The organism is Streptomyces sp. NPDC088817 (assembly GCF_044750345.1).
Classification (GTDB): Bacteria; Actinomycetota; Actinomycetes; order Streptomycetales; family Streptomycetaceae; genus Streptomyces.
In genome coordinates this window covers 57,292-69,318 of sequence record NZ_JBIVJN010000019.1, presented here as the reverse complement: position 1 = coordinate 69,318, position 12,027 = coordinate 57,292, and the positions used below count along the sequence as shown (strand labels likewise).

The following is a 12,027-nucleotide window of genomic DNA, read 5'->3' as shown; positions in this document are numbered from 1 at the left end:
CACTATCTCCAGCCTCACAATTGGCGCCTACCTCGCCTTCTTCGCTTAATGGGACTCACTAGGTTGGAGAGAGAGTCGGTGCCGTAGCCGCTAGCAGGCGAACACGCGGGTCAGCGGTACTCGGCGGGGTCCGCTCGCGGAGCTGGCTCGAAGAGGGCGATCTTCTCGAGCAGCGTCTCCCGCAACTCTCGCTCGGAGATCGGCATGACCACAGCCTGAAGGAGTGGGTCGTCGGGTTGCCCAAGAACGATGTCCACGGCGCGTTTGACGCGCGCCAGCGTGTCCAAGCCGGCCCAGCTCTCAGGCTCGTCGAGCCTCAGCGCGCACAGGCCCATGCCGTAGCGGACGATCTCTCGGCCGTCCATGACGTCAAGTCGGCGGGCGCGCTCGGCCCGAGCCATGACCTGGGCCACTATGGCGGGCTGGAGCTCCAACTGCCACAGGGAGAGGGTCAACGGCCGGGCCGGACCGAGCTCGTCCTCAGTCGTCGACGCCGCGCACACCGCGTCGACGAGCTGGTGCCCGAGCTCTGCCAGGTCGGTGGGGTAGGGCACGGTGATAGTGAGGGTCGCGGGAACAAGCGTCCAGCGGGGATCGTGGGGATCGATCTCAGGAGTCACGTCGCCGAGCTTACGAAACTTGGGAGCCCTCAGAACGACGAACCGAGACGATGCCCAACGAGTGGGTCGCTGAACTGCGGGATCTCACGATCGCTTCATAAGTGCAGCCGATATGAAGCGGACCGTGAGATTGTGCAGCCGAGTCTGAGATCCCACAGCTGGCAAAGGACAGTAGTTCGCCGGGGGCAGACAGGGAAGATCAGCGAAAGACTGGCCAATACGCCAGGGGCATGTCAACGTAGACGACCTCCCCGGAAAACCCCAGGTCAGAAAGGTGGTATCTCGTGACCGTGGCCCCCGTGAGCCCTGGATTCTCCACCACCGTCGAGGCGCTGCGGCTGCGCGAGTGGCAACTCGGCCCGGGCCGGCCCACGCTCGTCATGGACCAGTTCTCCGCGGACGACTTCAACGTCGTCATGGATGACCGGGCGGACGTGCACGTCAGCAGCAAGGATGGGCGCTTCTATCTCGGCTGGTTCCCGCTCGGCCGCCCAGGCACCGACGGCGAGAGCTGGAAGATCGTCGTCACCGGCACGGCCAAGGTGCGCGGCTACCAGGTGTCCTTCGATACCGAGACACCGGCCGAGATCGTCGCCGCCACTGTCGCTCGCGTACTGGAGACCGCCCGGCGCGTCTAGCGCCAAGGACTCAGGCCGGATGTCCCCAACCGACGGGGGCGCTCCCGCCATGGGCGGTCCACAGGCCGCCGTCCCCACCTGCTGTCCCCCACGCAAGGAGTCTGTTCGTGCCACACCCGGAGATGACCGTCGGCGATCTCATCAACCTCTTGTCCGCCTTCGACCGCGGCATCCCGGTGCGGCAGGCGATGAATCCGTTCTTCCCGATGGCGCACCGCCTCGAACAGGTCATCCAGGCCACGGACGAGACCGGGCAGCCCGTCGTCTACCTCGCCGAAGGACGGGATGCGGACACCCAGCTCGGCCATCTGCCGCCCGAGGTCGCCGTCGCCCTGGCCTGGCAGGCGCCCGTCCAGGCGCCCCCGCGCCGTCCCCGCCGCACCGCCGGCGGCAAGTAGATTCCCCTCAGCCCCTTGGAGGCGCCCCTGAACCCCGACTCCCCGCTCGACCCGTCCACCCCGACCAGCACCCAGCCCGTGTACTGGGTCGGCCCACGGCACCTGGCCGGTGACGACGGACGGCTCTACGACGCCGTCGCCGACACGCTCGCCGGCCTCGGCTGGACGAGTCTGACGATCATCCGAGGACGACAGGAGCCGGACGAGGCGCCGGAGGACCGCCAGGTCCTGCGTAGCACCGTCCTGCACATCAGCCCTGACACACTCCGTTGGGCGCAGTGGGTGCTGCCGGACGAGCCGTTCCACCTGGGCGAGCTGCCGATCGCCTGGCAAGTCTCCGCCCGCGAGGACGTCACCACGCCGGCCGCGCAGTGGTCCGCCTACTTCACCCCCGACGTCCCCGGAGAGGTCCTCGCCGACTTCCTCGTCGCGCTCGACGCCCGCGATCAGCCCGCCGCGCCGCTCGCCGGTCCCAAGCAGGTCCTCGACGCCGTCGCCGCGCACGGCTGGCTCCGCGACATCGACCAGCCGCACGCGGGAGCGGTGGACCCGACCTTCACCTCTCACCTCAGCCTCGGTGAGGTGCCGCCCCTGATCCAGGACGCCGACCCGCGCGCCCTGGTGACCGAGGGCGGCGAGGCGGGCCCGCCTGGGTGGCAGGCATGGGCTGAGCCGTCCATGGGCGCACCCTGCTTGTGGGCCGCGTCGTTCGCCGCCAGCGTGCCGCACGACCTCGTCGCCGCGTTTGCCGCCTCCCTCAGCTCCACCGCACCGGTCCTGCGACGAGTGCTGCCCGAGAGCGCCAGGCATCGGCTCCTGCGCGCCCCATCCGATTGACGGCCCGCAGCCTTCGGCCCAGACCCGAGATCCGTCACCGGGGCCCGGCTGCCTTCCGTCCGACACCACGAAGCCCGGTCACCCTTACAGGGGCGGCCGGGCTTCACGCATATCAGCACGTTGGACGCTTTCGAGGTCCTCACGGGACATCAGGAAAAGCACCTCGTCCGGAACGATCAGAATCGTAGTCTGACCTGTTCTGCCCACGCCTACAAGGGAGTTCCGGGAATGGAAGAGAGGGCCACCTTCCTGGAGCAGGGCTGTGCTACCGTCAAAGCGCTGAGACCGCAACGGTTGAAGCCGTCACCCAGGACGTAACCACTGGGACGAGCCCCGCAACGGGACTCCGCCTTTGGCTCCGCAACGGAGCTTCCTTGGCTGCTCGCCAGTGCGAGCAGCGGCCCTGCAGGGACCCAGACAACCAGTGTTGTCGCCAGGGGCCCACTATTCTGTAGGTCTCTCGTGGACCTCAACGACATGCATCGCAACGGTGCAGTGCGCAGCAAGGGCCCTGCGCTCTGGCAGGTCATCTGTCGTCGTTGAGGTAGCCCGCGCTTCCTCCTCACGACACGTGACATACACCGTTGTTGAGGAGTGCTTGTCGTGTGGTCCGTACTCAACCCTGTGACTGCGTTCGCCTACTGCCTGACGGTCGTCTGCCTCACCGTCTTCGGAAGCATCGCGGTAGTCATCTTCCGATCAGCTCCGTCCGAACGCCCTGACATCCTGGCTGGGTTGGCCCAAGTAGTCAGAGCGCTTGGGGATGCGTTGCGGTTCTGGCGCAGACGGTGAGTTGGTCAGCCTTGGCCGATGCTGCTCGCATGGTCCAGGCGCACCGTGTGAGCCTTACCGCCGACGGTGACCGTGAGGATCTCCGGGTGCCCCCATCGGGCAGCCCGCCTCATGAAAGCGCGAGGTTAGCGCCGTGTGGCCTTCGCGAGGGCCTTGTCGAGGTGCCGGTCGACGAAGGCGGGCGAACCCGAGACGACCAGAAGCACGCTGCCGTGGCGGACCGCGGTCTGCTTCACCACCGTGTCCCGGCCGCTGCCGGAGAAGGTCAGCAGCTGGCTCCACTGCTCATCACCGAGCCGGGGCGGGGCCATCTTCTGCGTGGCTATGTCGATGGCGGAGCCCCCGACGAGGACCTGGTACTCCGGGCAGCCGGTCATGGCGTCGAAGATCTGCCCCATGCCGGTGGACAGTTTGCTTGACGTATCGCTGTACAGCACCTCGGTCACCTCCGAGTTGCTGCTGCCGGCGTAGATGAAGGTGGCCTTCGCCTGCCGGGGGAAGTCCAGCGATCCTCCGGTGACTGCGTCGCCGCCCAAGGCGTTGAGGGCGGGGCAGCCGAGGATGGTGACATCGTCGTGCTGAGAGGGCCGCTCGGGCGCGCGGGTGTAGCCGCTGCCGAGGTCGTGCTCATCGAGCAGGCGGGTCTCCAACACGTCCGAGGACAGTGGATTGTCGTTCTGGGCGGCGTCGGCCGGCTGTCCGGTGTGGGCGGGGGATGACTGGGCGGGCTTCGCCTCGCTGGTGTCGGTGGAGCAGGCGGGCAGGGCGAGGGCGGTGACGGCGGTGAGGCCGAGGGCGGTGGTGGCGACGCGAACGCGCATGGTGGAGCTGACCCCTTTGCTTCTGGGCAACGGTTGGGCAGCGCGGGCCCGTGGGCCCGGTGGGGTCGTAGGGATGGCGGTCAGTGGCCGAGGTGCCGCAGGCAGTCCTCGAACGTCTCGTGGTGCGCGTCCGCGGGGCCGGCGTACCGGTTGTACCAGGCGGTGTCGAGGCGGGTCTCCCGCTGCTGGTGCCCCTGGCGGCAGCGCAGCCAGATTTGGTCGCGGGTGGAGAGGATGAGCCAGTCCCGGTACGCGCCGCACTCGGTGCAGGCAACGACCTCGCCGTCGAGGACGATCGGCTGTGTCCAGGGCATCATCCGGCCGTCGAGCTGGTCGTGGCTCGGCACGCGCAGCTCAGGTGGAAGGAAGTCGTCCACCGCTGATGCTGGTTCAGTGGGCTGCTGCGTGGCCCGCAGCCGTTCGACCTCCGGTGGAACCTGGCCGGCCATCCGCTGGTATGCCTCGTAGCTGCGGTGCTGCAGCTCGCTGGTCTCCGCCGCTCGCCGGCGGCGCATCCGGTGAAACACCCTGACGTCCTCCCTCGTCTCGTTCTGCACGCGTCATGATCGTTTCTTAACCCCCGGACCTGCTTCAATTCACAAAGTCCACAGTCGTGACCAGGCAGCTGCTGGCCTGGTGCGTCTCGATGCCGCAAGGCCGTGGTTCGGCCTATCGCCGATCCCTGGTCGGCGCGGCTTCCGAGTGGGAGCGTGACACCGGACGGGAACTACGCTGCCTGGGCTGGTGCGTGAAATGTTCTGCCGCGCTTTCGTCGTGCGCTATGTCGGTCGTGTCAGCGGGCAGGTCCGCGGCCCGGCGCAGGCGCCACACGAGGACGTCGCTGATCGACGCGGCCGTGTCGAGTTCGTGTTGCCCCGCCGCTTCGGTGAGCAGAGCAGCAGGGGCGTGGCCGGCGGCTTCCGCGTCGGCGAGAGTGGCAGCGAGTGCGTACCAGCCTGGCTCGGCGAGGATCTGCTCGGCCAGCTCCGGCACTGCTTCGCGCAGCATGGTCGTCTGCCGCTGCCGTAGCGTGCGGTTGAGGTGCCGTCCCCGCTGGTACAGGGCGCCAAGCGGCGCTGCTGTTGCGGCCTGGTAGGCGGAGCGCAGGTGCTCGGCTGCCCTGTGCGCTGCGGCAGCCTGCTGGGCGTGGTTCTTCTTGGCGTGCCAGCGTGCGGCGGCGGTGATGAGGAAGAAGAGCATGTCGATCGCCATGGCCGTGGTTGCTCCGTCTTCGCCGCGGCCGAGGGCCGGGCCGCCGTAGACGAGGTCGCGGGCGGCCTGCCGCAGGGCCCGGCCGTGGCCGCGCTCGGCACGGACATGGGACCGGGAGGCGCGCTCGAACGCCCATGCAGCTTCTCGCAGTTCGCGGCGGGTGTGGGCGGCGGAGGTCTTCGCGAGCGCGTCCAGGACCTCGCCGGCGGCGGCGATGTGCGCGGCGGCGACCGCGTCCTCGCCGTGCTCGATCACCAGCACCGCAGTCCATGCTGCCGAGGCCGCTCGCCGGCGCGCGGCGGCCGGGCCGGTCGCGGCTGCCGGGCCGGTCCGGTCGGCTGGTGGGGCGTCCTGCGCGGGCCTGCCTGCGGACCAGCGCTCCCGGATGCGCGGCAGGGACAGGTCCGGTGAGAGGCGGGCGCCGGGGTAGAACACCGGCTCGTCGTCCTTGTTGCGATCGTCGGGCAGGGCGACCTTGTATCCGAGCAGGTCACCGGAGGGAGCGGCGCGCTTGCGGATCAGCAGGCCGGCGGCGGCCAGCCGGTCGAAGAACTCCTCCTCGCTCGTCGCGCCGGCCACCGCGCGCCGCACGGCCTCACGCAGCTCCTCCCGCGCGGTGCGGTCCCGGCCCCGGCGCTCGGCCTTGTGGCGCTCGGCACTGGTCGGACGCTGCGCGGCGGTCCCGTCACCGGGTGCGACCTGGTGCAGGCCGAGTTCCTTCTCGATCAGACGGCATTCGGCCTGCGCCCGCTTGCCGGAGCGGAAGTCGTCGGGGCGGCTGCCGTCCTCGCAGACCAGGGTGGCGACGATGTGGATGTGGTCGTCGGCGTGCCGTACGGCGGCCCAGCGACACCCGGGTTGGCCGCCGCCGGGGTCGATGCCGGTGGCGGCCACAATGCGTCGGGCGATGTCGCCCCACTCCTCGTCGGTGAGGATCCGGTCGTCGGTAGTCGCGCGCACCGAGGTGTGCCAGACGTGCTTGGCCGGACGGGCGTGTTCGGGCAGCGCCTGGACCGGCTGGTCGAGGAGCTGCTGGAGGTCCTTGAGAGTGGCCTTCGGGTCGAGTCCGGGGTCGGGCGACATGCCGTCGAAGGAGGCCACGAGGTGAGGGTCGGTGTGCTCCTCGTGCTTGCCCGGGCCATAGAGGTACGCGAGCAAGCCGATCGTCCTGGAGCCGGACTTATTGACGCTGGGGATCATGAGGCACGCTGCTCGATCAACCGCTCGGAGGCTTCACGGACCGTCTCGGCGGCGCGGTGGACAGCGGCGACCGCTGCTTCGAGCTGGGGTACTTCGGCACCGGAGTTGAGGGCCTTGACTGCCTGGTTGAGGTTGCTGCCGGCCCAGCCGAGTCTGCGGCGGCTATCGAACAGTGCGGTGATTACTTCACGCTCATCGGCGATCTCGGTGCTGGTGCGGTCGAGGTCGCGAGCAGCGGCGAGAGCGGAGCGCGCGAGGAACCCGGCGACGGACAGGTTGCATCGAGCGGCGGCGGACTTGATCAGGGCAAACTCCTCGTCGTTGAAACGAGTGTTGGGCTGGTGCAGGCGCTTCTTCTCGCGCGGCTGACGCGGACGCTGGCGAGCGCGGACACCGCGCTCGCGGCGGCTGCGGCGTTGCGACGGCCTTTCCTGCCCCGGCTTCGATCCGCCCTCGGTCGAAGCCTCCAGGACCTGCGCCCCCCGGTGCAGGTCCTCTCCCGCCCCCTCGAGGGCGGGCTCGGCGGAAGCTACGCTTCCGCCCCAACTTGCTCGCGCCGAGACCGAGTTGAGGTCGGCAGCGGGTTCCGGGGCGGTGCCGTTCTCATGCGGGGTTGTCATTGGGTATCGGGCCTCGTGGAGCGGATGCGGAGCTGGACGGCGGCGGCGAGGTCGACGACGTCGGCCGGTCCTGCGAGGACGTACACGGGCCCGTTGGCCTCGTTCTGGATGAGCCACTGGCCGGTCGGGACGGGAACTGCGGCGTGCAGAAGCCGCCGCCGGACCAAGACGTCCGCCCAGGCACCAGCTTCGGCGACCGTCGGCCGGGACGTGCGGGCGGTGAGGGGCACTATGGGGAACCTCCTGGAGCGGGTGCGGTTGCCCGGCGCAGGCCGGGCAATCGTTGGTGGGTAAGGGCTTTGACTTGCTGGTCAGCCGCACTCGGGGCAGCGTCCGACGTGGCCGCTGAGTGCCCGGGCCATCCGCGCCTTCATCGACGCGGCGTGTTTCGCGCTGGATTTCGCCGCCGGACTTCCGGCATGCCGCTCGGAATGAGCGTTCAGGAAGCCGATCTCCCGCTCGTACTCCTCGCGAAGGGCCGCGAACCGCGGGCAGGTCTTCATCGGGCGGTGCTCCTTGTCTTCGTGGTGGTGTCCTCGCTCCGCAGCTGCTGGAGGACGAGGCTCAGTCGGTCGTTCCGGCCGCCCTTGAGGCCCTCGCGCCGGATGATCTCCCTCAGTTGGACCCGGGTCACGGCTTCGTTGCCGTCCCGCTCGAGCAGGGCCGGTACGTGGGGACGGACCTGCTCGACGAGGTGCTCCACGGACTGCTCCGGCTCGCGCGGTGGACGCTGCGTCTGCGGGCTCCGGGACCTGCTCCGCTTACCTGCCTTGCCCGTGGCCGTCGTGGTCGGCTTCCGTTTGAGGAGCATCTTGTGCTCCCGGTCCCCGGTGGTGTCGGTCCCCGTGTCGGGGGTGCTCGGTCCCCGGTCCCCGGTGGTGTCGGTCCCCGTGTCGGGGGTGCTTGGTCCCCGGTCCCCGGTGGTGTCGGTCCCCGTGTCGGGGGTGCTCGGTCCCCGGTCCCCGGTGGTGTCGGTCCCCGACTCGGCGTCACTCGGTCCCCGGTACGGTTCAGGGGCCTGAGCAGGCGCTTTCGCCGCAGCGAAGGCTGTCCCCATACGGCTGACGGGCCCCTTCTCGGACTCTGGTTTGACCGCCTCGGTCTCCGCGCCACGGTCCCCGGTCCCCAGCTCGGTCCCCGAGTCACAGTCCCCGGTTCCGGGGAACGGTCCCCGGCCCCCGGCGGGTTCGGAGGCTGTGCGGGGACCGCCGATGGGGACCGTGGTATTCCAGGCCGTCTGTGCGGGGACCGTGACGGTCATCTCGCTGTCGTGGTGCGGGGACCAAGGGGAGGGCAGGGGGACCGTGGCGAGCGCGAGTGCGTGCCGACGGGCGGCGAGCTGGTCGAGCAGCACGGCGCGCTGGGCAGGGTCCGTTCCGACCGAGGCCCGGCCGATCGCCTTCGACAGCCGTCGCGTGAGTAGCCGGCCACGCCGGCTTTGCTGCTGCTTGGGGGTGCGCTCGGCGAGGCGGGCGGCGAGCGCGACCGCGCGGGCGGTGGCACGGTCACGGGTGATCTGCGCGGCGTCGCGGTCCCGGGCGGCGATACCGAGGCGGGACAGCAGCCGCTCGCGTGCCTCACGCCCGAGGGTGGCGATCAGGCCGTGGGAGGCGGCGCCGGGGGTGCGCAGACGCAGTTCGATGCCCATGGCCAGGTGCCACAGCATCGCCGCCATGACCGGCCCGACGAAGGCGCGGACGGTGCCGCCGACGGGGCCGCTCTCGGCGTAGGCGGGGATCACCTGCACTCCGGTGATGACCCACACCAGGGTGCCCGGCAGTCCGGGCGCCCCCTGGGCGGCCAGGTTCTGCCGGGCCATCAGCGCGGTGGCGAAGAGGGCGAGTTCGGCGGCGGCGAACATGCCGACGCGCTCGGCGGTGCCGGCCATGTCGAGGTAGTCGGCGGCGAACCGCCAGCTGGTGTCCGCGCTGTAGGCGGTGCAGCCGAGCGCGGCGAGCGCGGCGATCCTGACCGCCGGGCTGCCGAGACGTTTCTGCGGACGGGGGCCCCGGCGTCGGATCGCCCAGGCGGTCAGGGCCAGCGCCAGGGTGGTGACGGGGACGCCGATGGCGAGGAGGAGGGACAGGTCCGGGACGGCACCGAGGGACAGAACGGTGTGGTGGGTCATGCTGCCTTTCCGTGAGAGGCGTGCGCCGAGGTGGGTTTCGCCGGCTGGCATACCGGCGGCTTCGTGCCGGGCTTGGCGGACGCGGGTCGGCTGGCCGTCGGGGCGGTCTGCGTCCCCTTCTTCTTGTTCTTGCGCCTCGGTACGCCGAGGGTCCGGTCGCGGTCGAAGACCTTGTTGGCGGCCTGCCGCAGCAGGTCACGGGCGTGTTTGTGGCTGATCTGCAGGGCGGCGGCGAGCCGATCGGGGCGCCAGCCCCGGACGTAGGCGTGGTCGATGACGACCTGGCGCTCGGCCTCGGTCAGGTGCACGTCGCGTCCGTTGAAGAAGGCGATCACGCGGCCGTAATCGAGGCGCTGGGGCAGCCCGTCGTGCCAGGGACGCCGCTCCGCCTCGGTCAGCCCGCCCCAGATCCCTTCCTTGAGTACGTTCTCCAGGGCGTAGTTGAGGCAGTCGCGGCGGACCGGGCACAGGCCGCACAGCTCCTTCGCCTCGGCGATGGCCTCGTAGTCCCGGGGCAGCGGGAAGAAGGTGGCGTCGGCGTCCTCGGGGTCCATGCCGTGGCACACGCCGCGGGCATGCCAGCTGGTGTCGCCGATGCCGCGCAGGCCGGTGGCCGGCGCGGCGTGGGTGGTGATGTGGCGCAAGGCGGTCTCCGATGTGCTGCTGCGTCCGGCTGGTGGAGGTCGGCAGCGGCGGACGCGGCGTCGGTGCCGGCTGCGGCGCGGATGGGCGCCGCAGCCGGGGCGGGACGGTGGTGTTGTTGCAGTGCACCGGCGGGTTGGGCCGGTCAAGCCGTTGCGGGCTGCTGTGCCTGCTGTGCGGCGAGGTCGAGGCGGCAGTGGTGCGGGGTGGCGCGCGGTACGTTGCCGCGTGCAGCGCCGTCCGGGCCGATGCGCCGGCGGCGGCACGGTTCGCCGACCGGGGCCTGGCACCATTCGCAGCGGACCGAGAGCGCGTCCGGCTGGCCCTGGGCGATGGCCGCCTCGCGTGCCGCTCGGGCGGGCCGGTAGGGCGCGAGGGCGGCCCGGGCCTCCGGCGGGATGCAGGAGCCGACCTGCCGCAGCCGCGCCTCCAGCTTCGGGTCGACCCGGCGGCTGGTGAGCTGCCGGTACTGCACGGGCTGCGCGGTGCCGGTGGCGACGGCGTGCCGGGTGCCGACCAGCTCGGCGGTCCAGGCCGCCTGGTCGTCGGGGTCGGCGGACGGGGTGGGATCGGTGTGCCGGTCCAGGCGGTCGCGCCGGTAGCTCTCCCACGGCCGGGCGATGTCCGCGGGCAGGATCTGGTACGGCGAGACCCGGATGTGCTGGCGGGCGGCGATGCAGGCGTCCCAGCCGTGCTGTGTGGCCAGGGGCACGTCGGCGAGCAGCTCGTGCCACTGGGCGAGCTGATCGCGGGCCTCGCCCTGGTCGGTGCGGATGGTGCGGGGGTCGAGCCGGCCGATGTAGGCCAGCAGGGCGGCGATTTCGCGGCGGTCCACGGCTACTCCGTTCCGGTCAGTTCGTCGAGGGCGGCGGCAAGGGCGGCGGTGTGGGCCTCCGCGCGGGTCATGCCGCCTGCGGGGGCGGGGCCGCTGCCGGGCAGGGCGTAGAGGTTCGGGCGGCCGGGGGCGTGCTCCCGGGCGATCCAGGAGCGCCAGTCGGCAGCCCAGGCGCTTGCCGAGCGAGGCTTCCAGTCGGCCCGGTGGGCACGCCACTTCGCGTCGGCGGCGCGCAGGCCGTCCTCGCCGAGGCGGGCGAGGTGCCCCTGCTGGTGGGCCCAGGCTTCGGTGGCTGGGTCGACCTGCCACTCGCCGGCCGAGGTGAGGGCAGCACCACTACTGCTGCCTTTACGGTTCATCTTCGGTTCTCTACGGTTCTGGGGGTTGGATTCCGTACCTTGCGGGGTGCGGAATCCGGCACGTCGGGGGGTCGGGTTCCGTCGCGAGGGGCCGGATTCCGCACCGGTCGGATTCCGGCGGGAAGGGGCGCTATCCGTACCCTCCTTGGGCCAGATCCCGTGCCGCCAAAGCCGCTTCTCGTCCAGCTCGGGCACCGGGTCCGACTCCGTCGGCGGCTCGACGTACACGTCCGGGTCTTCCCGCGTGGCTGCCGCGACCTTGGCCAGCCACGCGGCGGCGCGCGGCAAGCGGTAGACCGTGGTGCGCTGCGGGCCCTGCAGATGGTCCAGCACCTTCAGCTCGCCGCCCTGGACGAGCGACGTAAGCGCGTCGCGTACTGCGGTCCGGCTCGCGTTCGTGCGCTCGACCAGGCTGGAGAGTGAGGCCCAGGCAGCGCACTGCTCGTCCGGTACGCGGTCGGCGATCGACAGCAGGACCAGGCGTGCGGTCCCGCGGCTGGAGCTGTGTTTCCACACCCACTCGCGGGCGTCGACGCTCATCGGCCGCTCCCGACCGTCAGGTGGGAGGGCTGCGTCGGCCCGGCGGCCGGGACGTGTTCACGCCGGTGGGTGGAGGCCGGGAAGCGGGCGGCTGCCGCGCAGGCCAGGCCGTTGGGCCTTTTGCGCAGGGCGGAGCGCATGCAAGAATCTCCTTTGGTGTTGCCACGCTGAGACGCCCCCTGGAAGGGATCAGCGTGGTGATGGCGGCGATCTCCGCCCTTGCCGGGGCGGTCTGCCGTAAAGCGTTCGGCGTCCGGGAGTTGCCGTTCTCGGGCGCCATCGCTGTTTGCGGGCCTACCTGGCCCGGAGTGCGCGCATGCCACTGCTCCTCATGCTCGTCGCGCCGGGCGGGCTGCCCGGGGGACGACGAACATACGCACGACCC

15 protein-coding genes are annotated in these 12,027 nt (G+C 70.9%); 3 read left to right on the top strand and 12 right to left on the bottom strand.

The genetic code is table 11. The features are described 5' to 3' along the window. Positions 1–110 precede the first annotated feature (110 nt). Complete coding sequence (locus tag ACIP4X_RS29620) at positions 111–620, bottom strand: hypothetical protein (protein WP_391455075.1); 510 nt, start codon at positions 618–620, stop codon at positions 111–113. 284 nt (positions 621–904) lie between these two features. On the opposite strand from ACIP4X_RS29620, the gene ACIP4X_RS29615 reads away from it, so the two are divergent. The 3 genes from ACIP4X_RS29615 (at position 905) to ACIP4X_RS29605 (ending at position 2,493) form a co-directional block, all read left to right on the top strand. Continuing rightward, a complete protein-coding gene (locus ACIP4X_RS29615; protein WP_391455074.1) occupies positions 905–1,258 on the top strand; it encodes a DUF317 domain-containing protein in 354 nt (117 codons plus the stop codon). A 107-nt stretch (positions 1,259–1,365) separates the two neighbouring features. Continuing rightward, entirely contained in the window at positions 1,366–1,656 is a 291-nt protein-coding gene (locus tag ACIP4X_RS29610; protein WP_391455073.1) for a hypothetical protein, read from the top strand. A 15-nt stretch (positions 1,657–1,671) separates the two neighbouring features. Next, complete coding sequence (locus ACIP4X_RS29605; RefSeq protein WP_391455072.1) at positions 1,672–2,493, top strand: DUF317 domain-containing protein; 822 nt, start codon at positions 1,672–1,674, stop codon at positions 2,491–2,493. Between the two features lie 917 nt (positions 2,494–3,410). Here ACIP4X_RS29605 and ACIP4X_RS29600 read toward each other — a convergent pair. From ACIP4X_RS29600 to ACIP4X_RS29550, 11 genes are all read right to left on the bottom strand, one after another. After that, positions 3,411–4,106, bottom strand: a complete 696-nt coding sequence (locus tag ACIP4X_RS29600; protein ID WP_391455071.1) for a hypothetical protein — start codon at positions 4,104–4,106, stop codon at positions 3,411–3,413. An 80-nt stretch (positions 4,107–4,186) separates the two neighbouring features. Beyond that, complete coding sequence (locus ACIP4X_RS29595) at positions 4,187–4,621, bottom strand: hypothetical protein (RefSeq protein ID WP_391455070.1); 435 nt, start codon at positions 4,619–4,621, stop codon at positions 4,187–4,189. A gap of 154 nt (positions 4,622–4,775) precedes the next feature. Beyond that, positions 4,776–6,518 (bottom strand): relaxase/mobilization nuclease domain-containing protein, encoded by a 1,743-nt coding sequence (locus ACIP4X_RS29590; protein ID WP_391455069.1) that lies wholly within the window; start codon positions 6,516–6,518, stop codon positions 4,776–4,778. Beyond that, the gene (locus tag ACIP4X_RS29585) at positions 6,515–7,138 is read right to left on the bottom strand and encodes a plasmid mobilization protein (RefSeq protein ID WP_391455068.1); all 624 of its coding nucleotides are present in this window, start codon (positions 7,136–7,138) and stop codon (positions 6,515–6,517) included. Before ACIP4X_RS29585 ends, ACIP4X_RS29590 begins: the two co-directional genes overlap by 4 nt. After that, the gene (locus tag ACIP4X_RS29580) at positions 7,135–7,368 is read right to left on the bottom strand and encodes a hypothetical protein (protein ID WP_391455067.1); all 234 of its coding nucleotides are present in this window, start codon (positions 7,366–7,368) and stop codon (positions 7,135–7,137) included. Before ACIP4X_RS29580 ends, ACIP4X_RS29585 begins: the two co-directional genes overlap by 4 nt. An 81-nt stretch (positions 7,369–7,449) precedes the next feature. Next, positions 7,450–7,641 carry a hypothetical protein gene (locus ACIP4X_RS29575; protein WP_391455066.1) on the bottom strand — a complete coding sequence of 64 codons (192 nt, stop codon included), beginning with the start codon at positions 7,639–7,641 and terminating at the stop codon, positions 7,450–7,452. Continuing rightward, entirely contained in the window at positions 7,638–9,266 is a 1,629-nt protein-coding gene (locus ACIP4X_RS29570) for a hypothetical protein (protein ID WP_391455065.1), read from the bottom strand. The genes ACIP4X_RS29575 and ACIP4X_RS29570 overlap by 4 nt, the downstream gene beginning before the upstream one ends. Beyond that, positions 9,263–9,910, bottom strand: a complete 648-nt coding sequence (locus ACIP4X_RS29565) for a WhiB family transcriptional regulator (protein ID WP_391455064.1) — start codon at positions 9,908–9,910, stop codon at positions 9,263–9,265. Before ACIP4X_RS29565 ends, ACIP4X_RS29570 begins: the two co-directional genes overlap by 4 nt. A 143-nt stretch (positions 9,911–10,053) precedes the next feature. Beyond that, complete coding sequence (locus ACIP4X_RS29560) at positions 10,054–10,743, bottom strand: hypothetical protein (RefSeq protein WP_391455063.1); 690 nt, start codon at positions 10,741–10,743, stop codon at positions 10,054–10,056. 2 nt (positions 10,744–10,745) lie between these two features. After that, positions 10,746–11,642 (bottom strand): helix-turn-helix domain-containing protein, encoded by an 897-nt coding sequence (locus ACIP4X_RS29555; RefSeq protein ID WP_391455062.1) that lies wholly within the window; start codon positions 11,640–11,642, stop codon positions 10,746–10,748. Next, positions 11,639–11,782 (bottom strand): hypothetical protein, encoded by a 144-nt coding sequence (locus ACIP4X_RS29550; RefSeq protein WP_391455061.1) that lies wholly within the window; start codon positions 11,780–11,782, stop codon positions 11,639–11,641. Before ACIP4X_RS29550 ends, ACIP4X_RS29555 begins: the two co-directional genes overlap by 4 nt. Positions 11,783–12,027 lie beyond the last annotated feature (245 nt).

Coding starts and splice junctions, on each gene's coding strand:
- ACIP4X_RS29590 (WP_391455069.1), bottom strand. CDS start 6,518: ATGATCCCCAGCGTCAATAAGTCCGGCTCCAGGACGATCGGCTTGCTC.
- ACIP4X_RS29575 (WP_391455066.1), bottom strand. CDS start 7,641: ATGAAGACCTGCCCGCGGTTCGCGGCCCTTCGCGAGGAGTACGAGCGG.
- ACIP4X_RS29555 (WP_391455062.1), bottom strand. CDS start 11,642: ATGAGCGTCGACGCCCGCGAGTGGGTGTGGAAACACAGCTCCAGCCGC.
- ACIP4X_RS29600 (WP_391455071.1), bottom strand. CDS start 4,106: ATGCGCGTTCGCGTCGCCACCACCGCCCTCGGCCTCACCGCCGTCACC.
- ACIP4X_RS29550 (WP_391455061.1), bottom strand. CDS start 11,782: ATGCGCTCCGCCCTGCGCAAAAGGCCCAACGGCCTGGCCTGCGCGGCA.
- ACIP4X_RS29595 (WP_391455070.1), bottom strand. CDS start 4,621: ATGCGCCGCCGGCGAGCGGCGGAGACCAGCGAGCTGCAGCACCGCAGC.
- ACIP4X_RS29585 (WP_391455068.1), bottom strand. CDS start 7,138: ATGACAACCCCGCATGAGAACGGCACCGCCCCGGAACCCGCTGCCGAC.
- ACIP4X_RS29570 (WP_391455065.1), bottom strand. CDS start 9,266: ATGACCCACCACACCGTTCTGTCCCTCGGTGCCGTCCCGGACCTGTCC.